This window comes from Actinophytocola xinjiangensis (genome assembly GCF_001921215.1).
Lineage (GTDB): Bacteria > Actinomycetota > Actinomycetes > Mycobacteriales > Pseudonocardiaceae > Actinophytocola > Actinophytocola xinjiangensis.
In genome coordinates this window covers 1-24,585 of sequence record NZ_MSIF01000003.1, presented here as the reverse complement: position 1 = coordinate 24,585, position 24,585 = coordinate 1, and the positions used below count along the sequence as shown (strand labels likewise).

The following is a 24,585-nucleotide window of genomic DNA, read 5'->3' as shown; positions in this document are numbered from 1 at the left end:
CCGCCCCCCGCTCCACGGGAGGACCCCGACGAGGCTCAACGATCGACCGTGGCGAACAACCGCGCCGTCAACTCCGTACGACTGTGAACAGCGAGCTTGCCGAACACGCTCTTGACGTGGTCGCCGACCGTGTGACGGGACAACCCCAGCACCCGCGACATCTCGGTGTTCGTGTACCCACCGGCCAGCAACCGAACGACCTCCCGCTCCCTGACCGACAACCCGTAGGCCTCAACGATCATCGCCGCGACCCGCGCCGGTCTGGCCGGTTCGACGACCACCGACACCAGCGAGTCCCCGTACGGTTCGGCGTGCAGGCTGACCCAGCGACCGTTCCGGCCACACACATGGATCATCGCCGCGCCCTCGACGGCCTGACTCACGACCCGGGCCACGTGCCAGTCGACGTCGTCGAGGTCGGCCAGCCAGTGGCCGGCCGTCGGAGACCGGTGACGGATCCGCCCGGACACGTCGGCGATCAGGAGCCCGGGTCCGACGTCGTCGGGGCGGGCGTCGGCGGCGCCGAGGACGAGGGTGCGGCGGATGCCGTCGGCGACGGTGCGGCCCAGCGACGCGACGAAGGCGATGTCCCCGGTCGAGAAGTCCGGCGATCCGGTGGCGCGGAACAGGTTCAGCATGCCCCACGGGACGCGCCGGTCGCGGGCGAGTACCCGTAGCTCGTGGTCGAGGCCGAGCGGCCGGAGCACGTCGCGGTACCGGGCGCTGCTGGTGGGGTTCCCGCCGGTGGCCTGGTAGAGGGTGGCGGCGCCGAGCGGGTCGGCGGCCAGCGCCCGCGCGGGGTTGACGTCCTGGCCGCCGGCCTCGATCTCGAAGAAGCGGGAGATGACCGCCGGGTCCGGTCGCAGATCGTGGTGGGCGAAGGTCTCCCGCAGGGTCGCCGGGTCGAGGCTGTTGAGGCAGAAGGCGTCGGCGGGCACCGCGCGGGCCAGGCCCTCGGCGACCCCGGCGAACAGCTCGGGCAGTGACCGGGCGGTGCCGCACGCGCGCTCGATCGCCGTCCTGGCCGTGTCGTGGGTACCCATCGCGGGCCAGTATCGCCGGCCGGCGGTCCCGGGTGGAACCCCCGCGAACGCGGGATGGCGGGCCACCGGGCGCCGCCGCGAGGATCGTCGGCGTCCAACGACGAGAAGGAGAGCCGATGACAGCCACGGAACCCGCCCAGCTGCACACCCTGTTCACCGAGGCGATCAACGGCCGCGACGCCGAGGGCCTGGTGGCCCTCTACGAGCCGTCGGGGCTGGCGGTGCACCTGGACGGTTCGTGCCGCAGCGGCGAGGCGGAGCTGCGGGCGATGGTCGAGGACATGCTCGCGACGATCGAGCACATCGACGGCGAGACCCGCAAGGTGATCGTGGCCGGGGACATCGCGATCACTTCGGCGACCTGGCGGGCGCGGCTGGCTGGCGGCGGGGAGGGGGCCGGGACGACCGCCGAGGTCGCCCGGCGGCAGGCGGACGGGACCTGGCGCTGGGTCATCGACGACCCCTCGTTCACCTGAGAGAGAGGTAACGGAACGGTCTCGACGCGGTTAATTCGCCGTATCCCGCAGATCATGCTCTTGACTTGAGGGATTTCCCCACCAGAGGGTGTCCCGGTGGGTGAAGTCCTCAGACTTGATGAGCTGGACCGGCGGATTGTCGCGGCACTCCAGCTCAACGGCCGTGCCTCCTGGAAGAAGGTCGCCGCCGCGGTCGACGCCAGGGAGTCGACCGTCGCGCGGCGTGGCCAGCAGCTGATCGAGTCCCGGGTCGTCGGCGTGACCGGGGTGCTCGACCACCTCCGGTGCGGCCTGGGCATCTCGCTGATCGCCCGGATGCGCTGCCGCCCCGGCCGGGCCAACACCGTGGCCGAGGCGTTGGCGCGGCTGCCGGCGGCCCGGTTCGTCACCGTGGTCTCCGGCAGCGCCGACGTCGCCGCCGAGATCGTCGTACGCCACCACCAGGACGCCGCCCAGGTGCTGGTCGAGGACCTCCCGCAGCCCGACGACATCGTCGAGACCGAGTCGATGGTGGTCGTGCGCAAGTTCATGGCCTTCGAGGAGTGGGACACCGGCCTGCTCGACGCCGACGCCAGCGCCGCGCTGCGCCCGGAGGCGCCGGTCACCGACCACCGCGCCTGGCACGCCACCGAACAGCTCAGCGAGCAGGAGTTCGCGATCGCCGGGGTGCTGGCCACCGACGGCCGGGCCACCTACGCCCATATCGCCGCCACCGTCGGTATCAGCGAGTCCACCGCGGCCCGGCGGGTGGACTCGCTGGTCAGCCGGGGCTGCCTGCGGTTCCGCACGCTGTTCGAGACCCCGGTCCTGGGGCTGGACGTCAACTTCATGCAGTGGCTGTCGGTCGCGCCGGCCGAGCTGGAGAACGTCGGCTCGATGCTGGCCAGGGAGCCCTCCACCCGCTACGTCAGCGCCACCACCGGCCGGTTCAACCTCTGCCTGCACGGCGTGCTGCCCGGCTACGGCGAGCTCTACGACTACCTGACCAAGGTCGTCGGCAGCCTGCCCGGTGTGCACGCCGCCGACATGACCCTCCAGGCCCGCACCCTCAAGCGCGCCTGGGTCCGGATCGCCGGGGACGGGCGGAGCGAGCCATGAGCATCCCGGCCTGGCAGTGGGACGAGCCGACCTGGCGGGGGCACGTCGACCGGGTCCGGGCGGGCAGGCGGCTCGTGCCGCCGGCCTGGCCGGGCGGCGGGCAGGTCGCGGTCGCGCTGTCCTTCGACGCCGACCACGAGACCATCCCGTTGCGCGACGGCGACACCAGCCCCGGCCGGCTCGCCCAGGGCGAGTACGGCGCGCGGGTCGCGGTGCCGCGCATCCTCGCGCTGCTGGCCGAGTTCGACGTTCCGGCGAGCTTCTTCGTGCCGGCGGTGTCCGCGCTGCTGCACCCGGCCGAGATCGAGGCCTACGTCGCCGGGGGGCACGAGGTCGCCGTCCACGGCTGGATCCACGAGCTGAACACCGAACTGACGCCGGCGGCCGAACTGGACCTCACCGGCCGCGCGTGCGACACCCTCGAACGTCTCGCCGGCACCCGCCCGGTCGGGATCCGTACTCCCAGTTGGGATTTCTCACAGTCCACTGTGGACATTATTGCGCAACTGGGACTACGGTACGACTCGTCGCTCATGGCCGACGACGAGCCGTACGAACTGCTCGCCGACGGCCGCCCGACCGGGATCGTGGAGATCCCCGTCGAGTGGATCCGCGACGACGCCCCCTACCTGACCATGAACCGGGCCGCGGCGCAGCGGCCCTACACCCCGCCGCGCGCGTTGCTGGAGATCTGGCGCGACGAGTTCGACGCGGCGGCCGCCAACGGCGGCCTGTTCCAGCTCACCCTGCACCCGCACCTGATCGGCCACCGGTCACGCCTGGGGGTGCTGCGCGAGCTGCTGACCCACCTCCGCGAACACCCAGGGGTCTGGTTCGCCACCCACGCGGCCGTCGCGCGGGCCGCCAACGCAGTGAGGAGTGAGCAGTGAGTAGGCACGTGCTGGTCACCGGTGCGGCCGGCGGCATCGGCCTGGCCACCGCCAGGGCCTTCGCCGCCCTCGGCGACCAGGTCACCGGCGTCGACGCCCGCGAGGCCGAACTGACCGACGCGATGACCCCACTCGGCGGCCGGGCACTGGTCGCCGACCTCGCCGAGCCAGGGTGCGCGGAGGTCGTCGGCCGCGCGGTCGCCGCCTCCGGCCCGGTGGACGTCCTGGTCAACGCGGCCGGCCTGTACCCGGCGACCGCGTTCAGCGCGATGGACGCCGCCGCCTGGGACCTCGTGCAGAACGTGAACGTGCGTGCCCCGATGCTGCTCACCCGCGCGGTCGCCGAGGCCGGCCGGCCCGGCGCGGTGGTCAACATCAGTTCCTCGGCGGCGACCAGAGCCCGGCCGGGCGCCGCCCACTACTGCACGTCCAAGGCGGCCGTGGAGATGCTCACCAAGGCCTGCGCGGTCGAGTTGGCCACGCAGGGAATCCGGGTCAACGCGGTCGCCCCCGGCTACGTCGAGGTCGCCAGCCCGGTCAACCCCGTCACCCCCGAGTACGCCCGCGCCGTGTCGGCGAACCTCGTCGGCCGCGCCGCCGCGCCCGAGGAGATCGCCGCCGCCGTCGTCTGGCTGGCCTCGGCCGACAACGCGTTCGTCACCGGCTCGGTGCTGCGGATCGACGGCGGTGCCACCGCCGGCTCACACGCCCTGCCCCCACACGCCCCCACCCCGCAGAAGGAGGACTCCCGGTGAGGTACCGGAAGCTCGCAACCCTGACCGCGGTCGTCTGCCTGACGGCCACCGCGGGCTGCTCCACAGAGGAACTAGGCCCCGCCCGGACCGACGGCACGGTGCGCACCGTGCTGCCCAGCGACACCTCCAGCTTCGACCCCGCCCTCACCCAGGGACAGCAGAGTTTCCAGGTGGCGAACCTGCTCTACGACACCGTCCTGCGCCGCGACGCCAACGCCTCGCTGGTCGGCGGCCTGGCCACCGACTGGGAGGCCGTGTCGGCCACCGAGTACACCTTCACCATCCGCGACGACGCGACCTGCTCGGACGACACCCCGATCACCGCCGAGGTCGTCGGTGACTCGCTGCGCCGCCTCGCCGACCCGGCCACCAACTCCACCTGGCGCAACCTGGTCTTCGGCCCCGGCGACGTCGAGGTGACCGCCGAGGGCGCGACCGTGCGGGTCACGCTGTCCGAGCCGTTCACCACCCTGCCGCAAGGCCTGGCCATCGCCCAGGCCGGCATCGTCTGCCCCGCCGGGGTCAAGGACCCCAAGGGCCTGGCCGCCGGCACGGTCGACGGCGCCTACTCCGGGCCCTACGTGGTCAAGGAGGCCCGCCAGGGCCTGAGCTACACCTTCGCCTTCCGCGAGGGCTACGACTCCTGGCCCGACTACGCCACCCCGCTGACCGGAGAGCCGCCGAGCACCATCGAGCTGAGCATCTCCACCGACCAGTCGACCGTGGCCAACCAGATCCTCGCGGGTGACGTCGAGCTGGGCCAGTTCGCCGACCCGGACGTCGTCGCGCGCTTCGACGCCCAGCCCGACCTGAACCAGTACCCGATCACCCAGGCCAGTACCTACGTTGTGTTCAACCAACGACCAGGCAGGGCGTTCGCCGACAAACCGGAACTGCGCAAGGGCGTGGCCCAGGCGATCGACCAGGAGGCGTTCAACGCCGTCTTCAGCAAGGGCACCTCGGAGGTGCTGAACTCGATCGCGCCGGCCAGCTTCCCGTGCGTCAGCGACGACCGCTCGCTGCTGCCGGGCCACGACCCGGAGGCGGCGAAGAAGGCACTACAGGGCACCGGCGGCGTCAAGATCCTCGGCAACACCGCCAACCGCCAGTACAGCGGCGGGGCCGACTACATCTACCAGGTGCTCACCGACGCCGGTGTCGAGGCGGAGATCCAGAAGCTGGACAACGCCACGTTCTGGAGCACGATCGCCGAGGGCGGCTCGGACTGGGACATCGTCTTCCTCGGCGACCTGAACTCCGTCGGCTCGATCAGCGCGTCGCTGGACCGGGTGATGGGCGCCAGCGTCGAGGACGGCGGCCGCAACTACAGCGCGTCGGTCAACCCGGAGGGCGAGGCCGCGTTCGCCGAGGGCCTGGCCGCGACCGACGAGGACGCCCGCTGCGCGGCGTTCGAACGCGCCCAGCGGAGCCTGCTGGAGCGCACCGACGTGGTCCCGCTCGTCGGCGGGCCGCTGACCTACGTCACCAGCGCGGACCTGACGATGTCGGTCTACGACGACTACGCGGACTGGGCCACGCTGCGGTTCGGTGCCTCGTGACCGATGTTCACCTGACGGTCGGTGCCCGGCCCCGGCGCCAGCGGGGAGGGTCGTCCTGGACGTCCTTCGCGCTGCGCCGGGCCGGGGGCCTGGCCGGCACGGTGGTGACCGCGGTCGTGGTGACGTTCTTCATCGTCCCGCTCATCCCCGGTGATCCGGCGGTGAGCGCGGCCGGCCCGGACGCCACCCGCGCCCAGATCGAGCAGGTCCGCGCCCAGCTCGGGCTCGACCGGCCGATCCTCGAACGGTTCGTCGACTACGTCGGCGGCCTGTTCCAGGGCGACCTCGGACACTCGTTCTCGCTCAACGCCCCGGTCGCCGACGCGGTGTTCCGCTGGCTGCCGTTCACCGCCGGCCTGTCGTTCCTGGCGCTGCTGGTGGTGCTGCTGGTGGCGGTGCCGCTCGGGATGACCGTCGGCGCGCTCACCCGGGGTGGGCGGCGGCCCCGGCTCGACTCGGCCTTCGGCTACGTCACGGCGTTCGTCGCGGCCATCCCGCCGTACGTGATGGCCACCCTGCTGGTGCTGCTGTTCGCGGTGACCCTCGGCGTGCTGCCGCCCGCGTACACCAAGTCCTCGCCGGGGCTGTCGGTCGTGCTGCCCGCGCTGGCGCTGAGCATCCCGTCGATCTGCCTGATCTCCCGGGTGGTGCGGCGCGAGACGGCCGTCGTGCTCGAACAGGACTACCTGCGCACCGCGCGCGGCTGGCGCCTTGGCGCGATGCGCACGGCCCTGCGCTACGCCCTGCCCAACCTGCTGACCAGCACACTGACCCTCAGCGGGATCATCCTGGTCGGCATGCTCGGCGGCGCGATCAGCGTCGAGACGGTGTTCGGCTGGCCGGGTCTGGGGCTGGGCGTGGTCAACGCCGTCACCACCAAGGACTACCCGCTCGTGCAGGGTCTCGTGCTGGTGCTCGCCGTGCTCTCCGCGCTGATGACCATGGCGGTGGACATCGTGCTGGGCATCGTCGACCCCCGGGTTCGCGGAGGGAACAACAGTGGCTAGGACCGTGACCAGGACACGGCGGTTGCGCTGGAACCCGGCGCTGGTCGCCGGCACCGTCCTGCTGTCGGCGACGGCACTGGTCGTGCTGGTCGCGTCGTTCGTGCTGGGCGAGGACGCGCACGCGCTGAGCGCGCAGGCCGGCCAGGGCCCGTCGGGCGAGCACTGGCTGGGCACCGACGACCTCGGCCGGGACCTGCTGGCGCGGTCGCTGGTCGGCGCGCGGGCCAGCCTGTTCATGGCGCTGATCGCGACCGGGATCTCGATGTTCCTCGGTGTGCTGATCGGCGCCGCCGTGTGGACCGCGCCCCGGCGGCTGCGCGAGTTCGCCCTGCGGATCGTGGAGATCTCCGTGTCCTACCCGGAGCTGCTGGTCGCGGTGGTGCTCGCGGCGATCCTGGGTTCCGGGCCGTGGCAGGTCGTGGTGGCGGTGTCGGTCGCCAACATCCCGGTGACCGCCCGGCTCACCGCCAACCTCAGCGGCGCCATCTTCCAGCGGGACTACGTGACCACCGCCCGGCTGGTCGGCGTGCCGCGCCGGGCCCTGATCAGCCGCCACCTGATGCCCAACATGGCCGAGCCGCTGCTCATCCAGCTCGCGGCGAGCTTCTCCACCGGCCTGGTGGCGATGTCGGCGCTGTCGTTCGTCGGCCTCGGCGTGCAGACCCCCGACATCGACCTCGGCCGGCTGCTGGCCGACGCGCTGCCGGCGATCTACTCCCGCCCGGTCGAGGTCGTCGGCCCGACGATGATGATCCTGCTCATGTCGATCGGCGCCATGCTGGTCGGCGACGGCCTCGCCGCCGCGGCCGACCCCCGGGTCACCCGCCGGCCGGCCAGCACACGCCCGGTCCCGACCCGGTCCAAGGACGTCGGGTCGGCGGCGCCGGTCGTGGTCCGCGACCTGGTGGTGTCCCGCGCGGACGGCACCGACCTGGTGCACGGGATCTCCTTCGAGATCGGCCGCGGCGAGATCCTCGGCCTGGTCGGCGAGTCCGGCAGCGGGAAGTCGCTGACCGCGCTGTCGCTGGCCAGGCTGCTGCCCGACGGTCTCACCGCGTCGGCCACCGCCCTGCGCGCCGGCAGCGTCGACCTGCTCGACCGGCCCGCCAGGGCTGAGCTGGCGGACGCGGTCGCGATGATCTACCAGGACCCCGGCACCACCTTCAACCCCGCGCTGCGGATGGGCACCCAGCTCACCGAGGTGCTGCGGGTCCACCGGGGCAAGTCCGCCAAGCAGGCCCGGGAGATCATCGCCGGGCTGCTCGCCGGCGTGCACATCACCGACCCGCCGCGGCTGCTGCGCTCGCACCCCTACGAGCTGTCCGGCGGCATGCGGCAGCGGGCGATGATCGCCGCCGCGCTGGCCGCCGAGCCGGCGCTGCTGGTCGCCGACGAGCCGACGACCGCACTTGATGTCACGGTGGCAGCGGGGATCCTGACCGAACTGGCCAGGATCCGCGACGAGACCGACACCGCCATGCTGTTCATCTCCCACGACCTCGGGGTCGTGACCGAGCTGTGCGACCGCGTGCTGGTGATGAAGGACGGAGTGATCGTGGAGGAGCTCACCGGTGAGGCGCTGCGCGCCGGACAGGTCAGCGAGCCGTACACCAGGATGCTGCTGGACGCCGTGCCGACGCTGGCGGTGACCTCGTGAACACCCTCGCCGTCGAGGACCTGACCGTGCGGTTCGGCCGGGGCGCCCGGTCGGTGACCGCGCTGAACGCGGTGAGCGTGGCCGTGCCGTCCGGGCGGACCGTCGGCCTGGTCGGCGAGTCCGGCTCCGGCAAGTCGACCCTGGCCAAGGCGATCCTGGGCATCGTGCCGGTCGCCGGCGGCCGGGTGCTGCTGGACGGGACCGACGTGCGCGGCCTCGGCCGCCAGCAGCGGCGCGCGTTCCTGCGCCGGGTCCAGCTCATCCCGCAGGACCCGTACTCCTCGCTCAACCCGCGCCGCACCGTCGGCCAGACCCTGGCCGAGGCGCTCGACCCGGTGCACGCGCGGGTCCGCCAGCACCGCGAGGCCATCGACGCGGTGCTGGCCGAGGTCGCGCTGCCGGCCGACACCGCCGACCGCTACCCGCACGAGTTCTCCGGCGGGCAGCGGCAGCGCGTCGCCATCGCCCGCGCGCTGATCACCCGCCCGGAGGTGGTGATCGCCGACGAGATCACCTCCGCGCTGGACGTGTCGGTACAGGCCGAGGTGCTGGCACTGCTCGACCGGCTGCGCCACGAGCTGACCCTGACGATGCTGTTCATCTCGCACAACCTGGCCGTGGTGAGCCAGGTCAGCGACGAGGTCGTGGTGCTGCGCCACGGCGACGTGGTGGAGACCGGCCCGGTCGGCGAGGTGTTCTCCCGCCCGACCGACGACTACACCCGTGACCTGCTGGCCGCCATCCCCGGCCAGGGGGCGGCGCGGTGACCCCGGCGCACCTCGCGCAGCGCGAGTTCCTGCTGCACGCGATGCTCACCGGCGGCCTCGGCCTGTCGACGACCGGCCTGGACCGGGGCGAGGTCGGGCCGTCGCTGCTGTGCCGGGCCGACCCGGACGGCGACGGCGTGGTCGTCACCGCCCGCAACACCCACTTCGGCCACTCCGGCGCCACCGACGCCGAGCGGGACGCGGCCGAGCACTCCTTCGCCGAGTCGGCCATCGCCCGCTGCCCGGTCACCTCGCCCGGCTCGTTCGACCCGACCCCGCTTGGCCTGGTCGACCTGGTGGGCGCCGCGCGGAGCCTGACCGACGCGGCGCAGACGCCCTACGCGCTCGACCCGGCGCTGAGCCGGGTCACCGGCGCCGCCTGGTACGGCGACGTGCTCGCCGTCGAGTCGGTGCTCACCTTCCGCGCGGCCCAACCGGTGCCCCGGACCCCGGTGGCGCCCGGCGACCCGCCGAGGCTCTCGGCCCCGCCGGCCGGCTACCCGGCGCCCGGCGACACCGTCAGCCTGCGCCAGCAGGTCGCGCTGCGCCCGCTGCCGCCGCCCGGCTACGAGCCGGTCGACCTGGACCCGACCGCCGGGGCGACGCCGAACCTGGCCGTGCACCGGTTCGACGAGATCCACACCCGGGACGCGCTGACCCCGCTGGCCACCCGCTTCCGCACCACCGAGCCGATCGTGTTCCACCTCGACCCGGCGATGCCGCCGGCCGTGCGCGACGCGGTGCTCGCCGGGGGCAACTGGTGGCAGGAGGCGTTCGCGTCGGCCGGCCTGCCGGGTGGCTACCGGGTCGAGCCGCTGCCCGAGGGCGCCGACCTGACCGACCCGCGGCGCAACGTCGTGCTGTGGGTGCACCGGGCCGACCGGGGCTGGTCGATGGGCATGACCCAGGTCGATCCGCGCACCGGCGAGATCCTGCGTGCCGTGGTGCGCCTGGGTTCCCAGCGGGTCGAGCAGCTGCGCGCGATCACCGAGAGCGTCCTGGCACCCTATGACGACGCGGCCGGTCCGGCGGCGGTGGCCGAGGTGGTGGCCGCGCGGCTGCGTCAGCTCGCCGCCCACGAGATCGGCCACGGCCTCGGGTTCGCGCACAACTTCGCCTCCCACCACCACCCGGTGCCGTCGGTGATGGACTACCCGGGCCCGGTGTTCGCCCTGGACGGCGACCGCCCGGCCGCCCCCGAGCCCTACGCCACCGGGCTCGGGCCGTGGGACCACCACCAGGTCACCGCGCTCTACGGCCAGGCGGGGACCGCCCCCGACCTGGACTACGTCACCGACGCCGACGCGCGCGCCGACGACGCCGCCGACGGGTGCGGCGCCACCTGGATCGCGCCCGGCGACCCGATCGAGGTGCTGGCCGGGTTGCTGGCCGTGCGGGCCGCCGCGCTGCGCCGGTTCGGCCCGGCGGTCGTGCCGCCGGGCAGCGACGCCAACGAGATCGAGCGCCGCTTCCTGCTGCTGCACCTGCTGCACCGCCACCAGGCGCTGGCCGTGGCCAAGCTGGTCGGCGGCAGCATCCGCCGCTACGCGGTCACCGGCGGCACCGCGTTCACCGGGGCGGCCACGCCGGTCCCGCCAACCCGCCAGCGGGCGGCCCTCGACCAGCTCGCCGCGCTGCTGGACCCGGCGTTCCTGGCCGTCCCCGAGCACGTCCGGCCGCTGCTGGTCCCGCCGGCCGGCGGGCGGTCGCGCCGGCAGGGCCAGTTCGACCACCGCACCGGTGGGGCGTTCGACACCGCCGCCGCGGTCGCCGCCGGCGCCGACCTGGTCGCCGGTGCGCTGCTGGCCCCGGCCCGGCTCAACCGCCTCGCCGAGGGCGCCGGCGTCGGCCTGGACGAGGTGCTGGAGCGCACGGTCGGACTCGCCTCGGACCTGCTGACCGCCACCGCGCGGGACCTGGTCACCGAGACCGTCGGGTGGACGCTGCTGCGCCGCTTCCAGCACACCCTGACCGACCACGTACTGCACCAGCACACGCGGATGGCGGCCGTCGAGGCGGTCGCCGGGCGGCTCGCGGACTCGTCGCGGCCGTCGGTGCGGGCCCGCTGGGCGGCGGTGGAGAAGACGGCGTTCGAGCACCCGGCCGACCTGCCGACCCTGCCCCCGGGCACCCCGATCTAGGAAGAGGAGCACATGAGCGCGCTGACCACCGGAGTCGCCGACCGGATCGCCGACCTGGCCGCCCTGTACCAGGATCTGCACGAACACCCCGAGCTGTCCTTCCAGGAGAAGCGCACCGCCACGATCGTGGCGAAGCGGCTGACCGAGGCGGGCTTCGAGGTGACCACCGGGGTCGGCGGGACGGGTGTCGTCGGTGTGCTGCGCAACGGCGAGGGCGCGTCGGTGCTGCTGCGGGCGGACATGGACGCCCTGCCGGTGCGCGAGATCGAGCAGGTGCCCTACCGCAGCCGGGCCACCGGCGTCGGCCCCGACGGCGACGTGGTCCCGGTGATGCACGCCTGCGGGCACGACACCCACGTCACCGCGCTGATCGGCGCGGCCGAGCAGCTCGCCGCCCGCCGCGCGGACTGGTCGGGCACGGTGCTGGCGGTGTTCCAGCCGGCCGAGGAGATCGGTGCCGGCGCGCGGGCCATGCTCGACGACGGGTTCCTCGACCGGTTCCCGCGCTACGACGTGGCCTTGGGCCAGCACGTCATCTCCGCGCCGGGCGGGCACCTGTACGTGTGCCCCGGCGTGTTCATGGCCGCCGCCGACAGCCTGCGGGTCACGGTGTTCGGCCGGGGCGGGCACGGCTCGGCGCCGCAGACGACCGTCGACCCGATCGTCATCGCCTCGGCGATCGTGCTGCGGTTGCAGACCATCGTGTCCCGCGAGATCGCCGCCACCGACGTCGCCGTGGTGACCGTCGGCTCGCTGCGCGCCGGGTCGAAGGAGAACGTGATCCCCGCCGAGGCCGAGCTCAAGCTCAACATCCGCACCTTCGACCCGGACGTGCGGCTGCGGGTGCTGGCCGCGGTGGACCGGATCGTGCGCGCGGAGGCCGCGGCGGCCGGCGCGCCCCGGGAACCGGAGATCACCCCGCTCAACGAGTTCCCGCTGCTGGTCAACGACGAGGTGGCGGCGGAGCGGATCATCGCGGCGTTCACCACGGCGTTCGGCCAGGACCAGGTCCACCGGTCGGGCACCAAACCGGCCAGTGAGGACTTCGGCGGGTTCGGCTCGGCGGCCGGCGTCCCGTCGGTGTTCTGGAACTTCGGCGCCTTCGACGGCCAGCTCTACGCCGACCCCGCCCAGCCGCAGCTGGCGGTGGCCGCCGGCGCGGCGCCGGGCAACCACTCGTCCCAGTTCGTGCCCAACGACGTCGAGCCGGCGTTGCGCCGCGCGGTGGAGGCGCTGCTGACGGCGGCCGGGGTGTGGCTGAACGGGCGAACCCGGGCCTGATCGATGAGACTTGACGCCCATGCGGGTACTGGTCACCGGGGCGTCCGGGTTCGTCGGCGGGCGGCTGGCCGCCGCCCTGGAGGACGAGGGGCACGACGTCCGGGCGATGACCCGCCGGGTCGGCGCGTACCACGGCGCCGGTGACCCGGTGTACGGCGACGTCCACGAGCCACCGACGCTGACCGGCGCGCTCGCCGGCCGCGACGTCGCCTACTACCTGGTGCACTCGCTGGACGACCGGCGTTTCGCCGAACGGGACGCGAGCGCGGCGACCGCGTTCGGCGAGGCCGCCGCGGCGGCCGGCGTACACCGGATCGTGTACCTCAGTGGCCTGGGCGCCGACGACGCCCAGCTCTCCGAGCACCTGGGCAGCCGCCGGGAGGTGGAGTCGCTGCTGGGGACCGGTGGCGTGCCGGTCACGACGCTGCGCGCCGGGATCGTCATCGGCCACGGCGGCATCTCCTGGGAGATGACCCGCAAGCTGGTGGAACGCCTGCCGGCGATGGTGGTGCCCCGGTGGGTGAACACCCGCTGCCAGCCGATCGCGATCGCCGACGTCGTGCACTACCTGGTGGCGGTGCTGGACCTGCCGGCCGCGGCCGGCCGGGTGTTCGAGATCGGCGGCCCGGACGTGTTCTCCTACCTGGAGATGATGCGCCGGCTGGCGGTGATCGAGGGCCGGGTGGTGCCGATCCTGCCGGCGATGGTGCCGATGGTGGAGCCGGTGACCTGGCTGTCGGCCCGGTGGATCGCGTTGTTCGCCGGGGTGGACGCGCACACCAGCCGCGCCCTGATCGACTCGATGGACACCGAGGTGGTCGTCACCGACCACGCCATCGACGACGTCGTGCCGCACACCCCGCTGTCCTTCGACGACGCCGTCCTCGCCGCACTGGCCGACCGCGCCAGGGAAACCAGCTCCCGATGAGGCGGACGACCCGGCGCCGGCTGGTCGCCGCGACGGCGGTCACCGGGACCGGTCTGCTCGGCGCGTCGCTGGCGGCGCGGCCGGGATCGGCCCGGTTCTACGTGCTGACGGCCGCCACCGCCGCGACCTGGGCCGGGGGTGCCGCGCTCGCCGGCCGGATCCGGTGGGGGCACACGACACTGGCCGTGCCGGCGGCGCTCGGTGTCGCGGCCTTCGTCCCGTTCTACCTGGCCGCGCTGGTGTGCCGGCGGATCCGGCCGCTGCGCCGGGTGCTGACCTCCGTGCTGGCCTACGCGCACCGGGGGAGTACCCGTGCCGTGCTGGCCACCACCCTGCTCAACGGCGTCGCCGAGGAACTCTTCTTCCGCGACACGGTGTACGTCGTGTTCGGCGGGCGGCACCGGCTCGCCACCTCGACCGGTGTCTACGCCGCCGCGACCACGGCCACCCGCAACCCGGCCCTGGTCGCCGCCTCTGTGGTGATGGGTGTCCTTTTCGGACTGCAACGTCAGGTCACCGGCGGGGTGCGGGCGTCGATGGTCACCCACCTGGTCTGGTCCACGCTGATGGTGACGCTGCTGCCGCCACTGTTCCCGCCGCCTGCGGAGAGTCCCGCGGACTGACCCCGGTACCACGGATCGCCTCTCCGGTGGGGAAATCTCGGATCGCAGGACGGGGTGCGCCCGTCCCGCCGGTGCTCCTACGGTTGCCGTCGCACGTTCGGCAGCGGAGGAGACAGCGACCATGTCCGACTCGCTGGACGACCTGGCGGCGGCGATCATCAACAACGACTTCGTCGAGCGGGCGGGGCTGTCCTTCGACGAGGCGATCGCCGCCGACGACCCCGGCGACCAGAAGGCCCTGCCGTACGTGAACATCTTCGCCTCCCGCGAGCAGGACCGGGACAACCCCACCTACACCAGACTGGTCGAGATCTACCAGAACACCCAGGCGGTGCTCGACGGCGTGCAGGAGGTCTCCGGCGGCACGGCGGTGTTCGCCAGGACCCCGGTCGCCGACCTGCGCGCGTCGCTGGCCGAGGTCGAGAAGATCACCTCCGAGCGGAAGTGATCCGATGGCCGTCATCGAACTCAGCGACGTGTCCAAGGTGTTCGGGCCGACCCGCCGGGGCGAGCGCCCGGTGACCGCCGTGGACGGCGTGCCCCTGCGCGTCGAGGCGGGTCAGATCGCGGGCATCATCGGGCACTCCGGCGCCGGGAAGTCCACCGTGGTCCGACTGGTGAACGGGCTGGAGAAACCGAGTTCGGGGACCGTCACCGTCGACGGCACGACGATCACCGGCCTGCCGGAGCGGCGGCTGCGTGCGGTCCGGCTCGGCATCGGCATGATCTTCCAGCAGTTCAACCTGTTCTCCTCGCGCACGGTGTGGGGCAACGTCGCCTACCCGCTGCGGGTCGCGAAGGTCCCGACGGCGCGACACCGCGAGCGGATCTCCGAACTGCTGCACTTCGTCGGCCTGGCCGACCGGGCGCACAGCTACCCCGACCAGCTCTCCGGCGGCCAGAAGCAGCGGGTCGGCATCGCGCGGGCGCTGGCGACCTCACCGAAGGTGCTGCTCGCCGACGAGGCCACCAGCGCGCTCGACCCGGAGACGACCCGGGACGTGTTGGCCCTGCTCAGGAAGGTCAACGTGGAGTTGGGGGTCACCATCGTGGTGATCACCCACGAGATGGCGGTGGTGCGGTCCATCGCCGACCGGGTGGTGGTGATGGAGCGGGGCCGGGTCGTCGAGGACGGTCCAGCGTTCGACGTGTTCTCCCAACCTGCCCACCCGACCACCCAGCGGTTCGTGCGCACGGTGGTGGATGACGTGCCGACCGGTGCGACCCTGGAGTCGTTGCGGGCCAACCATTCCGGGCGGATCGTGTCACTGTCCTACCGCGACGGCTCGCGACCGGGGTCGGAGGTGTTCGCCGAGTTGATCTCGGCGGGGGTCGGGTTCGAGCTGGTCCACGGCGGTCTGGCGGACGTGCGGGGCCGGTCGTTCGGCACGCTGACCCTGGCACTGTCCGGTCCGGACGCCGCCGTCGACCACGCCATCGGTCGCCTGCGCGACCGTGCGGCGGTCACCGAGGTGGCGTGATGGACCGGCTGCTCGAACTGGAGGGCCTGTTCTGGGAGTCGGTGGTCGAGACCCTCTACATCGTCGCCGTCACGCTGGGGATCGGTGGGGTCGGTGGCCTGGTCATCGGGGTGACGCTCTACGTCACCCGCAAGAACGGGCTGCTGGCCAACGCGCCGGTGTCGATCGTGCTGAACCTGGTGGTGAACTTCTTCCGGCCCATCCCGTTCGTGATCTTCATCGGTGCGGTGCAGCCGCTGGCGCGGTGGGTGGTCGGTGTCGGCATCGGCAACAGGGCGATCATCTTCGCGCTGTCGCTGGCGGCCGCGTTCGGCATCAGCCGCATCGTCGAGCAGAACCTGGTCGGCGTCGATCCCGGGGTCGTCGAGGCGGCCAGGGCGATGGGCGCCGGCCGGCCGAGGATCATCCTGACCGTGCTCATCCCCGAGGCGCTCGGCCCCCTGGTCCTCGGGTACACCTTCGTGTTCGTGGCGCTGGTCGACATGTCGGCCATCGCCGGTGTGATCGGCGGCGGCGGGCTCGGCAACTTCGCCATCGTCTACGGCTACCGGCAGTTCAACCCGGTCGTCACCTGGGTGGCGGTGATCGCCATCGTGGTGATCGTCCAGGTCGCCCAGTTCGCCGGCAACCGGTTGGCCAGGACGATCCTTCGGCGCTGACCGACGATCCCGTGTGGACGCCGGAAGTTCCCATACTGTGGAAGGGATTGCCACAGTATGGTCCGGCTTTGTAGCTTCACGCCCCGTGAACGTGGATCTCGGCTCGACGACCGGCGGGCGGCAACAGCCGGCCCTGTCCGTTGCCCTCTCCGGTGTCGGCCGGACGTTCCCCACACCCGGCGGCGGCACCCGCGAGGTCCTGCGCGAGGTCGACCTGGACGTGCGCGCCGGCGAGGTCATCGCGCTCGTCGGGCCGTCCGGGTGCGGGAAGTCCACGCTGCTGCGCCAGATCAGCGCCCTGGACGCCCCGACGACCGGCTCGGTCGTCGTCGACGGGGTGCCGGTCGGGCCGGGAGACCTGCGGACCGCGGTCGCCTTCCAGGAGCCCCGGCTGCTGCCCTGGCGCACGCTCACCGCGAACGTCGCGTTCGGACTCCCGCGCGGCACGCCCAAGCAGCTCGGCGCCGCCAGGGTCGCCGAGCTGCTGGAGCTGGTCGGCCTCGCGGACTCCGCCACCCTGCGCCCCCGCCAGGTGTCCGGCGGCATGGCGCAGCGAACCTCGCTGGCCCGCGCGCTGGCCCGCGCCCCCGGCGTCCTGCTGCTCGACGAACCGTTCGGCGCGCTCGACGCGCTGACCCGCCTGCGGATGCAGGACCTGCTGCTCAACGTGCACGCCGCCCGCCCGACGACCGTGCTGTTGGTCACCCACGACGTCGAGGAGGCGCTCTACCTCGCCGACCGGGTCGTGCTGCTGCGTGACCTGCGTGACTCCACGCCCGAGGACACCAGCATCGCCAGGATCGTCGAGGTTCCCGGTGACCGGCCGCGCGACCGCGCCGACCACGAGCTGACCGAGCTGCGCGCCGAACTGCTCGAGGGCCTCGGTGTTGCCGCCCACCACACCCCGGCCCAGCCGGCCTGAGAGAAGGACACCCATGCGACACCTGCGCATCACCGCCGCGACGGCGTTACTGGCGCTCGCCCTGACCAGCTGCGTCGCCGGGGAGGACGCGGGCGGCGACGACGCGGGCACCGGCGAGTGGAGCGGGGACACCCTCAACATCGACTTCGCCACCTACAACCCGCTGAGCCTGGTGATCAGGGAGCAGGGCTGGCTGGAGGAGGAGCTGACCGGCGTCACGGTCACCTGGACCCAGTCCGCCGGCTCCAACAAGGCCAACGAGGGCCTGCGCTCGGCCGCGCTGGACGTCGGCTCCACCGCCGGCTCGGCCGCCCTGCTGGCCAGGGCCAACGGCACACCGATCAAGGTCATCGACATCTACAGCCAGCCGGAATGGTCGGCCATCGTGGTGCCAGGGGACTCCGACATCGACGAGGTCGCCGACCTGAAGGGCCGCTCGATCGCCGCGACCAAGGGCACCGACCCGTACTTCTTCCTGTTGCAGACCCTCGCCGAGGCCGGTGTGCCGCTCAACGAGGTCGAGGTGCAGAACCTCCAGCACGCCGACGGCCGCACCGCCATGGACAACGGCTCGGTCGACGCCTGGTCGGGCCTGGACCCGATCATGGCCGCCGCCCAGGCCGAGTCCGGCGCGAAGCTGATCTACCGCAACATCGACTTCAACACCTACGGGTTCCTCAACGCCCGCGAGGAGTTCCTCACCGACCACCCCGACCTCGCCCAGGCCGTCGTCGACGCCTACGAGCGGGCCCGCGCGTGGGCACTGGAACACCCCGAGGAACTGGTCACCCTGCTCGCCGACGTCGGCGGGATCTCCCCCGAGGTCGCCGCGACCGTCCTGGACGAACGTACCGTCCTTGACCTCGACCCGGTCCCCGGCGAGGCGCAGCGCAAGGTCCTCGCGGTCGTCGGCCCGATCTTCGTCGAGTCCGGCGACGTGGCCTCCCAGTCCGACGTGGACCTCGCGCTCGACGAGCTGATCGAGCCGGGTCTGGCGACGAAGGCGACCGATGGCTGAGAGGACCGGAACCGTCCGGCGGGTCGCGCTCGGCCTGCTGGTCCCGGTGGCGCTGCTGGCGGTCTGGTACGCGGTCACCGCCTCCGGCGCGGTACCCGCCTACCAGCTGCCGGCGCCGGACGCGGTGTGGCGCGCGGCGACCGACCTGCTCACCCGGGGCGAACTCGGCGTCCACCTGGCGATCTCCACCCAGCGCGTGCTGGTCGGCTTCGTCCTGGGCGCGGCGGTCGGGCTCGCCGTCGGCGCGGCCGTCGGCCTGTCCCGGCTCAGCGAGCAGCTGCTGGCCCCGACACTGGGCGCGATCCGCGCCGTGCCGTCGCTGGCCTGGGTGCCGCTGCTGATCCTGTGGCTCAAGATCGGCGAGGACTCCAAGGTCACGCTGATCGCCATCGGCGCGTTCTTCCCCGTCTACACCACGGTGTCGGCCGCGCTGCGACACGTCGACCCGCAGCTGGTGGAGGCCGGCCGGGCCTTCGGCCGCAGCGGCGTGCGGCTGCTCGGCACGGTGCAACTGCCGGTGGCGTTGCCGGCGGTGGTCGCCGGGCTGCGGCTGGCGCTGGCCCAGGCGTGGCTGTTCCTGGTCGCCGCCGAGCTGATCGCCTCGTCGATGGGCCTTGGCTTCCTGCTCAACGACTCCCAGCAGAACGGCCGGGTGGACCGGATCCTGCTGGCGATCGTCCTACTGGCACTGCTCGGCAAGCTCACCGACGCGCTCATCGGCCTCGCCGAACGGCGCCTGCTGTGGCACTACTGACCCGTTCCGAGGTGGCCCGCGAGGTGACCGACGACCTCGCGGGCGTCGTCCTCGATTCCGTGGATGTAGGTCGAGCGGCGTCGGCGCAGCACCGGCAGCCCGAGCGCGTACAGGCCGGGGGAGTCGACCACGCCGCCGTCGTGGCGCAGCTGGCCCTTCCCGTCCACGACCTGACCCGCGACCGGCGTGTCCAGCCACGAGTAGTCGGCCCGGAAACCGGTCGCCCACAACACCGTCCGGATTCCGCGCAGGTCCAGCCGCAGCCGGGGCGAGGCCGCCACCCGCGTGGTCTCGAACCGCTCCACCGGTTTGACGTCACCGTCCACACCGGTCCTGGTCGCCCACTCGTCGAAGCCGGTGAGCAGCCGGTCCTGCTTGAGGTCGGCCAGCGCCACGACGTTGCGCAGCCCGCCGGAGAACAGCAGCTCGTGGTCGCGCACGGTCGACGCCCGGCCGACCAGCTCCACACCGAGGTCGGTGAGCGCGTTGAGGTCCAGGGTCGTCCGCTCGTCGGTCCCCACCAGCTGCGGTGAGCCCAGCCGGCGGGCGCGGGTCAGGTCGGGCACCTCGTCGTGGCGCTGGTCCCACACGCCGCTGGCGTCCATCCACCACAGCACGTCCCGGCCCCGGTAGGTGCGCGGCATCCGCACGTGCTCGCCGGTGGCGAGCGTGACCTGCCGCCCCGAACGCTGGATCTCGGCCGCCAGCTGCACCCCGGTCGCCGACGCGCCGACCACCAGCACCGGTCCGTCGGCCAGCTGGGCGGGACCCCGGTAGTCGAACGGGGTGAGCTGGGTGACGGAGTCCGGCACGGCCCCGCTCCACGCCGGGACGACGGGCAGGTTGCACGCGCCGCTGGCGATGACCACGGTGTCGCACCGGAGCCCGCCCTGGTCGGTGTCCACCTGGTAGCCGTCGTCGGTGCGGCGCAGGGACGTCACCGTGGTGTGGGGGCGCACCGGGGCGCGCGAGGACTCGGCGAAGCGGTCGATGAACTCGGCGACCTCGCCGGCCGTCATGTACCCGTCGGGGTCCGGGCCGTCGTAGTGCTGGCCGGGCAGCCGGCTCTGCCAGTTGGGTGTGAGCAGCCGCAGCGAGTCCCAGCGCTCGGTGCGCCAGGAGTTCGCGACGGTGCCGCGTTCCAGGACGACGTGGTCGATCGACCGCGCGGCGAGGAAGTGGCTGGCGGCCAGCCCGGCGTGGCCGGCGCCGACGACGACGGTGGTGGTGCGCTCGATGGCTCTGCCCTCGGAAACTCTCGCCCTCAGACGACCTTGACGGTGACGTCGGTCGGGTTGGTCAGCGCGTCGAACACCGCCGAACGCTTCTGCGACTGGGCCACCAGCGCCTCGATGTCCTCAGTGGACGCGTCGGCGTCGATGCTGAACGACACGGTGATCCCGTTGTAGCCGTTGCGCACGTCGCTGTCGGCCCCCAGGATGCCCCGGATGTCGTGCGCGCCCTCGACCGTCGCCTCGACCGACCGCAGCTGGATGCCCCGGTTCTGCGCCACCGACGCCACCCCGGCGGTCAGGCAGCTGGTCAGGCCGACGAGCAGGTACTCGATCGGGGTGATGCCGTTGTCCTCCGCGGCGAACACGTCCGGGTGGTCGGCGGTGAACGTCGACCGCGCCTTGTGGGTCTGCTCAGCGCCCAGGCCGAAGAAGTCCTTGACCGTCGTCGTGGTGTGCACGCCGTTCTCCCACCGGGTGGTGGCGCGCCAGGTGAACTGCGCCGCCTCCGGGGAGCCTTTGAGGGCCTCGCGGGCGTCGAGCAGTGCCTGCACGTTCACCCCGTTGTCGACGCTGCCGATCGTCGTCATGGGACGGTCCTTTCGCGGCTGCTGAGCTGGTGGTTGACCTGCGGGTAAGGCGACCCTACACCCCCTCTGACCTGCGTCTCATATTCCGAAACGGCCCGCCGGGACGGCTATGATGCGGCCATGGTGACCCCGTCGACGATCACGCCCGGCTCGGTCGGCACGGTGGTGACGCGGTACCTGGACCTGCCGGCGCCGGTGCCGCTGGACTGCGGGCGTGACCTGTCCCCGGTCCGCGTCGCCTACGAGACCTACGGCACGTTGTCACCCGCGCGTGACAACGTGATCCTCGTCTGTCACGCCCTCAGCGGCGACGCGCACGCCGCCGGGTTCGCCGCCGAGGCGGCCGGGGCGAGCACCCGCGACGGGTTCGGCGCCGAGGACCGCGACGGTGCCGCCGGCGCCGGACTTGGCTGGTGGGACGGGATGATCGGCCCCGGCAAGGCGTTCGACACCGACCGGTTCTTCGTCGTGTCCACCAACCTGCTCGGCGGCTGCCGGGGCACCACCGGCCCGTCGTCGACCGACCCCGCCACCGGCCGGCCCTACGGCTCGGACTTCCCGGTGCTCACGGTCGCCGACCTGGTCCGCACCCAGCGCGCGTTCCTCGACGAGCTGGGCATCGAGCGGCTCGCGGCGGTCGCCGGCGGCTCGCTGGGCGGCATGCAGGCCCTGGAATGGGCGGTCAGCCACCCCGACCAGGTCGACTCGATCGTGGTGATCGCCAGCACGCACGCGCTGCACCCGCAGGGCATGGCGTGGAACGCGATCGCGCGCGAGTCGATCCTGCGCGACCCGGCCTGGGCCGGCGGCGACTACTACGGCACCGGCCGTACTCCTGACGCCGGCATGGGCGTCGCGCGGATGGTCGGGCACGTCACCTACCTGTCCGGCCCGGCGCTGCACGACAAGTTCGGCCGCCGGCTGCAGTTCGCCGACGACATCCGTTACACCATCAGCGAACCCGAGTTCGAGGTGGAGAGCTACCTGCGCCACCAGGCGGACTCGTTCGTGCGGCGGTTCGACGCCAACACCTACCTGACGATGTCGCGCGCGCTGACCTACTTCGACCTGGCGCGCCAGTACGGCGACGGGTCGCTGGCCCGCGCGCTGGAGCCGGTCACCGCGCGCACCCTGCTGGTCACGTTCACCTCCGACTGGCTCTACCCGCCGGTGGCCTCCGAGGAGATCGACGCGGCGCTGCGCGTCCTCGGGAAACCGACCGAGCTGCACGTGATCGACGCGCCCTACGGGCACGACTGCTTCCTGCTGGAAGAAGAACGACAGACGCCGATCGTCCGCCGCTTCCTGGCCGGCGGCTGAGGTGTCCGAGGAAGAGGAACAGGTGACCAACGACTCCCCCCGGGCCGAACCGGAGCACGAGTTCGGCTTCGAGACCCGGCAGCTGCACGCCGGGCAGCGACCGGACCCGAACACCGGCGCCCGCGCGGTGCCGATCTTCCAGACCACCAGCTACGTGTTCGAGGATCCCGAGTCCGCCGCCGCGTACTTCAACCTCCAGGAGTACGGCAACACCTACTCCCGGATCATGAACCCGACGGTCGCGGTGTTCGAGGAGCGGGTGGCGAACCTGGAGGGCGCGGCCGGCGCGGTGGCCTTCGCCAGCGGCATCGCCGCGCAGGCGGCCGCGCTGTTCACCCTGCTGGAGCCCGGTGACCACGTGGTGTCCTCCTCGGCGCTCTACGGCGGCACGGTCAACCAGCTCAAACACCTGCTGCGCAAGATGAACGTCGAACTGACCTGGGTCGACCCGGACGACCTCGACGCGTGGCGCGGCGCGGTGCGGCCGGAGACGAAGGCCTTCTTCGCCGAGACCATCGGCAACCCGGCCGGCAACGTGCTGGACATCGAACCGGTGGCCGCGATCGCGCACGAGCACGGCGTTCCGCTGCTGGTGGACAACACCTTCGCCACGCCCTACCTGTGCCGGCCGATCGAGTGGGGCGCCGACATCGTCATCCACTCGGCGACGAAGTTCCTCGGCGGGCACGGTACGAGCATCGGCGGTGTGGTCGCCGAGGCCGGCACGTTCGACTGGTCCAACGGCCGGTTCCCGGTGGTGGCCGACCCGTCGCCGGCCTACCACGGCCTTCAGTTCCACGAGACGTTCGGCATGTACGGCTACCTGATGAAGCTGCGCGCCGAGACCCTGCGCGATCTCGGCGGCGCGCTGTCGCCGTTCAACGCCTTCCTGTTCCTGCAGGGGATGGAGACGTTGTCGCTGCGCATGGAGCGGCACGTCACCAACGCGCGCCGGGTCGCCGAGTTCCTCCAGGGCCACGAGCTGGCGTCGAAGGTCAGCTACCCGGGGTTGCCGTCGAGCCGCTACCGGCCGCTGGTCGACAAGTACCTGCCCGGCGGCCCGGGCGCGGTGTTCTCCTTCGACGTCGCCGGTGGCCGCGCCGGGGGGCAGGCCCTCATCCGGGGCGTGAACCTCTGGTCGCACCTGGCGAACGTGGGCGACGCCAAGAGCCTGATCATCCACCCGGCCAGCACCACCCACCGCCAGCTCGGCGACGAGGAGCTGGCGGCGGCCGGTGTCGGCCCCGGCACGGTGCGGCTGTCGGTGGGTACCGAGTCGGTCGACGACCTGCTGTGGGACCTGGAGCGGGGTTTCGCGAACGTGGCCGCCACCCTGGAGAAGGAGTCCGCGCCGGCATGACCGATCTGACGCGCTACCAGGACCCGCTGCGGATCCAGCGGGTGCTCAACACCGCGAGGACCATCGCGGTGGTCGGCCTGTCCAACAACGAGCTGCGGGCGAGCTACTTCGTCGGCTACTACCTGCGCCGGCACGGGTACCGGGTGATCCCGGTGAACCCACGCGCGAAGGAGATCCTCGGCGAGACCAGTTACCCGAGCCTGCTCGACGTGCCGGAGAAGGTCGACATCGTCAACGTCTTCCGCGCCCCCGACGCGTTGCCCGGCATCGCCGAGGAGGCGGTGCGGATCGGCGCCGGGTCGCTGTGGGCCCAGTTCGGCGTGATCAACCTGGACGCCGCCCGTGCCGCCGAGGACGGGGGAGTGCCGGTGGTGATGGACCGCTGCATCAAGGTCGAACACGCCCGCTACGTCGGCCGCATGCACTGGCTGGGGTTCAACACCCAGCGGATCACGTCGGTGCGCGCCGGCCTGCAGTAGTCACGTCAGCCGCGCGGCCAGCGCGGCGATGCCGTCGCCGTCGTAGCGCCGCAACAGCTCCCGCACGCCGCCCACGCACCCCCGGTGCTCGGCGGCGTGCAGGCCGAGCTCCCGCACGGCCCGCGCCCATCCCCAGTCGTCCTCGGCCGCGCCGGCCAGGACCTCCAGCCCGTGGCCGGCCGGCACCCGGCCGAGCAGCCCGCGCTGGGCGGCCGGCCACCGCGCGATGATCTCGGCCAGGACGACGAGGTGGCAGGCCTGCTCGACGACGGCCCGCCGGTCGTCGAACCGGACGAGGACCCGCAGGTAGAACTGCCAGACGGTGAGGATCCGCTTGGCCTCGCGGACCGACAGGGTCCGCTGGTCGCGCAGCCGCTCGGCCATCCGTTCGCGTACCCGGGTGTCGTGCTCGACCATCGCCGCGACGGCCGCCACCTGCTCCTCGGTGCGCGCCACCGGCACCCGGATCAATGCCGCTTACTTAGCGGGGGGTCTGTGGTGCTGGGGTGGGTGTTGTGGTCATCGTAGCGCGGGACGGGTAGCGT

At 72.7% G+C, this 24,585-nt stretch carries 25 protein-coding genes; 21 read left to right on the top strand and 4 right to left on the bottom strand.

The window, feature by feature from the left end; all coding sequences use genetic code 11:
• Nucleotides 1–35: 35 nt before the first annotated feature.
• Entirely contained in the window at nt 36–1,043 is a 1,008-nt protein-coding gene (locus tag BLA60_RS08030; RefSeq protein WP_075132161.1) for a helix-turn-helix transcriptional regulator, read from the bottom strand.
• Nucleotides 1,044–1,159: 116 nt separating this feature from the next.
• On the opposite strand from BLA60_RS08030, the gene BLA60_RS08025 reads away from it, so the two are divergent.
• From BLA60_RS08025 to BLA60_RS07940, 18 genes are all read left to right on the top strand, one after another.
• On the top strand, nt 1,160–1,519 hold the full coding sequence (locus BLA60_RS08025) for a YybH family protein (protein ID WP_075132160.1): 360 nt from the start codon (nt 1,160–1,162) through the stop codon (nt 1,517–1,519).
• Nucleotides 1,520–1,615: 96 nt separating this feature from the next.
• Nucleotides 1,616–2,617, top strand: a complete 1,002-nt coding sequence (locus BLA60_RS08020) for an Lrp/AsnC family transcriptional regulator (protein ID WP_075132159.1) — start codon at nt 1,616–1,618, stop codon at nt 2,615–2,617.
• Nucleotides 2,614–3,507, top strand: coding sequence for a polysaccharide deacetylase family protein (locus BLA60_RS08015; RefSeq protein ID WP_075132158.1), 894 nt, complete (start codon nt 2,614–2,616; stop codon nt 3,505–3,507). Before BLA60_RS08020 ends, BLA60_RS08015 begins: the two co-directional genes overlap by 4 nt.
• A complete protein-coding gene (locus BLA60_RS44185) occupies nt 3,504–4,262 on the top strand; it encodes an SDR family NAD(P)-dependent oxidoreductase (RefSeq protein ID WP_075132157.1) in 759 nt (252 codons plus the stop codon). The genes BLA60_RS08015 and BLA60_RS44185 overlap by 4 nt, the downstream gene beginning before the upstream one ends.
• The gene (locus tag BLA60_RS08005) at nt 4,259–5,821 is read left to right on the top strand and encodes an ABC transporter substrate-binding protein (protein ID WP_075132156.1); all 1,563 of its coding nucleotides are present in this window, start codon (nt 4,259–4,261) and stop codon (nt 5,819–5,821) included. Before BLA60_RS44185 ends, BLA60_RS08005 begins: the two co-directional genes overlap by 4 nt.
• Complete coding sequence (locus tag BLA60_RS08000; RefSeq protein WP_075132155.1) at nt 5,818–6,828, top strand: ABC transporter permease; 1,011 nt, start codon at nt 5,818–5,820, stop codon at nt 6,826–6,828. The genes BLA60_RS08005 and BLA60_RS08000 overlap by 4 nt, the downstream gene beginning before the upstream one ends.
• Nucleotides 6,821–8,485, top strand: a complete 1,665-nt coding sequence (locus BLA60_RS07995; protein WP_211288643.1) for an ATP-binding cassette domain-containing protein — start codon at nt 6,821–6,823, stop codon at nt 8,483–8,485. The genes BLA60_RS08000 and BLA60_RS07995 overlap by 8 nt, the downstream gene beginning before the upstream one ends.
• Complete coding sequence (locus tag BLA60_RS07990) at nt 8,482–9,252, top strand: ABC transporter ATP-binding protein (protein WP_075132153.1); 771 nt, start codon at nt 8,482–8,484, stop codon at nt 9,250–9,252. Before BLA60_RS07995 ends, BLA60_RS07990 begins: the two co-directional genes overlap by 4 nt.
• On the top strand, nt 9,249–11,393 hold the full coding sequence (locus BLA60_RS07985; RefSeq protein ID WP_075132152.1) for a zinc-dependent metalloprotease: 2,145 nt from the start codon (nt 9,249–9,251) through the stop codon (nt 11,391–11,393). The genes BLA60_RS07990 and BLA60_RS07985 overlap by 4 nt, the downstream gene beginning before the upstream one ends.
• A gap of 12 nt (nt 11,394–11,405) precedes the next feature.
• Nucleotides 11,406–12,674 (top strand): amidohydrolase, encoded by a 1,269-nt coding sequence (locus BLA60_RS07980; protein WP_075132151.1) that lies wholly within the window; start codon nt 11,406–11,408, stop codon nt 12,672–12,674.
• A gap of 19 nt (nt 12,675–12,693) precedes the next feature.
• Complete coding sequence (locus BLA60_RS07975) at nt 12,694–13,602, top strand: NAD(P)H-binding protein (protein ID WP_075132150.1); 909 nt, start codon at nt 12,694–12,696, stop codon at nt 13,600–13,602.
• Nucleotides 13,599–14,225, top strand: a complete 627-nt coding sequence (locus BLA60_RS07970) for a CPBP family intramembrane glutamic endopeptidase (protein ID WP_075132149.1) — start codon at nt 13,599–13,601, stop codon at nt 14,223–14,225. The genes BLA60_RS07975 and BLA60_RS07970 overlap by 4 nt, the downstream gene beginning before the upstream one ends.
• A gap of 121 nt (nt 14,226–14,346) precedes the next feature.
• Complete coding sequence (locus tag BLA60_RS07965) at nt 14,347–14,673, top strand: MetQ/NlpA family ABC transporter substrate-binding protein (protein ID WP_075132148.1); 327 nt, start codon at nt 14,347–14,349, stop codon at nt 14,671–14,673.
• 4 nt (nt 14,674–14,677) lie between these two features.
• Nucleotides 14,678–15,706 carry a methionine ABC transporter ATP-binding protein gene (locus BLA60_RS07960; protein WP_075132147.1) on the top strand — a complete coding sequence of 343 codons (1,029 nt, stop codon included), beginning with the start codon at nt 14,678–14,680 and terminating at the stop codon, nt 15,704–15,706.
• Nucleotides 15,706–16,365, top strand: a complete 660-nt coding sequence (locus BLA60_RS07955) for a methionine ABC transporter permease (RefSeq protein ID WP_075132146.1) — start codon at nt 15,706–15,708, stop codon at nt 16,363–16,365. The genes BLA60_RS07960 and BLA60_RS07955 overlap by 1 nt, the downstream gene beginning before the upstream one ends.
• A gap of 85 nt (nt 16,366–16,450) precedes the next feature.
• The gene (locus BLA60_RS07950; RefSeq protein ID WP_075132145.1) at nt 16,451–17,287 is read left to right on the top strand and encodes an ABC transporter ATP-binding protein; all 837 of its coding nucleotides are present in this window, start codon (nt 16,451–16,453) and stop codon (nt 17,285–17,287) included.
• Nucleotides 17,288–17,300: 13 nt separating this feature from the next.
• The gene (locus BLA60_RS07945) at nt 17,301–18,305 is read left to right on the top strand and encodes an aliphatic sulfonate ABC transporter substrate-binding protein (protein WP_075132144.1); all 1,005 of its coding nucleotides are present in this window, start codon (nt 17,301–17,303) and stop codon (nt 18,303–18,305) included.
• Nucleotides 18,298–19,059 (top strand): ABC transporter permease, encoded by a 762-nt coding sequence (locus BLA60_RS07940; RefSeq protein ID WP_075132143.1) that lies wholly within the window; start codon nt 18,298–18,300, stop codon nt 19,057–19,059. The genes BLA60_RS07945 and BLA60_RS07940 overlap by 8 nt, the downstream gene beginning before the upstream one ends.
• Here the strand turns inward: BLA60_RS07940 and BLA60_RS07935 are convergent.
• Both BLA60_RS07935 and BLA60_RS07930 read right to left on the bottom strand, forming a co-directional pair.
• Entirely contained in the window at nt 19,053–20,252 is a 1,200-nt protein-coding gene (locus BLA60_RS07935) for an NAD(P)-binding domain-containing protein (RefSeq protein ID WP_245811914.1), read from the bottom strand. The genes BLA60_RS07940 and BLA60_RS07935 overlap by 7 nt on opposite strands.
• A gap of 71 nt (nt 20,253–20,323) precedes the next feature.
• Entirely contained in the window at nt 20,324–20,881 is a 558-nt protein-coding gene (locus BLA60_RS07930) for an OsmC family protein (protein ID WP_075132141.1), read from the bottom strand.
• A gap of 120 nt (nt 20,882–21,001) precedes the next feature.
• Between BLA60_RS07930 and metX the strand changes: the two genes are divergently transcribed.
• From metX to BLA60_RS07915, 3 genes are read left to right on the top strand one after another with little or no spacing between them, the layout of a single operon-like run.
• Complete coding sequence (metX, locus tag BLA60_RS07925) at nt 21,002–22,201, top strand: homoserine O-acetyltransferase MetX (protein WP_075132140.1); 1,200 nt, start codon at nt 21,002–21,004, stop codon at nt 22,199–22,201.
• A 22-nt stretch (nt 22,202–22,223) separates the two neighbouring features.
• Nucleotides 22,224–23,561: an O-acetylhomoserine aminocarboxypropyltransferase/cysteine synthase family protein gene (locus BLA60_RS07920; protein WP_075132563.1), complete on the top strand. Its 1,338-nt coding sequence runs from the start codon at nt 22,224–22,226 to the stop codon at nt 23,559–23,561.
• Nucleotides 23,558–24,040, top strand: coding sequence for a CoA-binding protein (locus BLA60_RS07915; protein WP_075132139.1), 483 nt, complete (start codon nt 23,558–23,560; stop codon nt 24,038–24,040). Before BLA60_RS07920 ends, BLA60_RS07915 begins: the two co-directional genes overlap by 4 nt.
• Here BLA60_RS07915 and BLA60_RS07910 read toward each other — a convergent pair whose 3' ends face one another.
• On the bottom strand, nt 24,041–24,496 hold the full coding sequence (locus BLA60_RS07910) for a hypothetical protein (protein ID WP_154814207.1): 456 nt from the start codon (nt 24,494–24,496) through the stop codon (nt 24,041–24,043).
• Between the last annotated feature and the right edge of the window lie 89 nt (nt 24,497–24,585).

Bases quoted from the DNA above. Each gene is read 5' to 3' on its own strand.
- BLA60_RS08030 (WP_075132161.1), bottom strand. From the start codon at position 1,043: ATGGGTACCCACGACACGGCCAGGACGGCGATCGAGCGCGCGTGCGGC.
- BLA60_RS08025 (WP_075132160.1), top strand. From the start codon at position 1,160: ATGACAGCCACGGAACCCGCCCAGCTGCACACCCTGTTCACCGAGGCG.
- BLA60_RS08015 (WP_075132158.1), top strand. From the start codon at position 2,614: ATGAGCATCCCGGCCTGGCAGTGGGACGAGCCGACCTGGCGGGGGCAC.
- BLA60_RS07980 (WP_075132151.1), top strand. From the start codon at position 11,406: ATGAGCGCGCTGACCACCGGAGTCGCCGACCGGATCGCCGACCTGGCC.
- BLA60_RS07975 (WP_075132150.1), top strand. From the start codon at position 12,694: ATGCGGGTACTGGTCACCGGGGCGTCCGGGTTCGTCGGCGGGCGGCTG.
- BLA60_RS07970 (WP_075132149.1), top strand. From the start codon at position 13,599: ATGAGGCGGACGACCCGGCGCCGGCTGGTCGCCGCGACGGCGGTCACC.
- BLA60_RS07965 (WP_075132148.1), top strand. From the start codon at position 14,347: ATGTCCGACTCGCTGGACGACCTGGCGGCGGCGATCATCAACAACGAC.
- BLA60_RS07960 (WP_075132147.1), top strand. From the start codon at position 14,678: ATGGCCGTCATCGAACTCAGCGACGTGTCCAAGGTGTTCGGGCCGACC.
- BLA60_RS07955 (WP_075132146.1), top strand. From the start codon at position 15,706: ATGGACCGGCTGCTCGAACTGGAGGGCCTGTTCTGGGAGTCGGTGGTC.
- BLA60_RS07945 (WP_075132144.1), top strand. From the start codon at position 17,301: ATGCGACACCTGCGCATCACCGCCGCGACGGCGTTACTGGCGCTCGCC.
- BLA60_RS07940 (WP_075132143.1), top strand. From the start codon at position 18,298: ATGGCTGAGAGGACCGGAACCGTCCGGCGGGTCGCGCTCGGCCTGCTG.
- BLA60_RS07930 (WP_075132141.1), bottom strand. From the start codon at position 20,881: ATGACGACGATCGGCAGCGTCGACAACGGGGTGAACGTGCAGGCACTG.
- metX (WP_075132140.1), top strand. From the start codon at position 21,002: ATGGTGACCCCGTCGACGATCACGCCCGGCTCGGTCGGCACGGTGGTG.
- BLA60_RS07915 (WP_075132139.1), top strand. From the start codon at position 23,558: ATGACCGATCTGACGCGCTACCAGGACCCGCTGCGGATCCAGCGGGTG.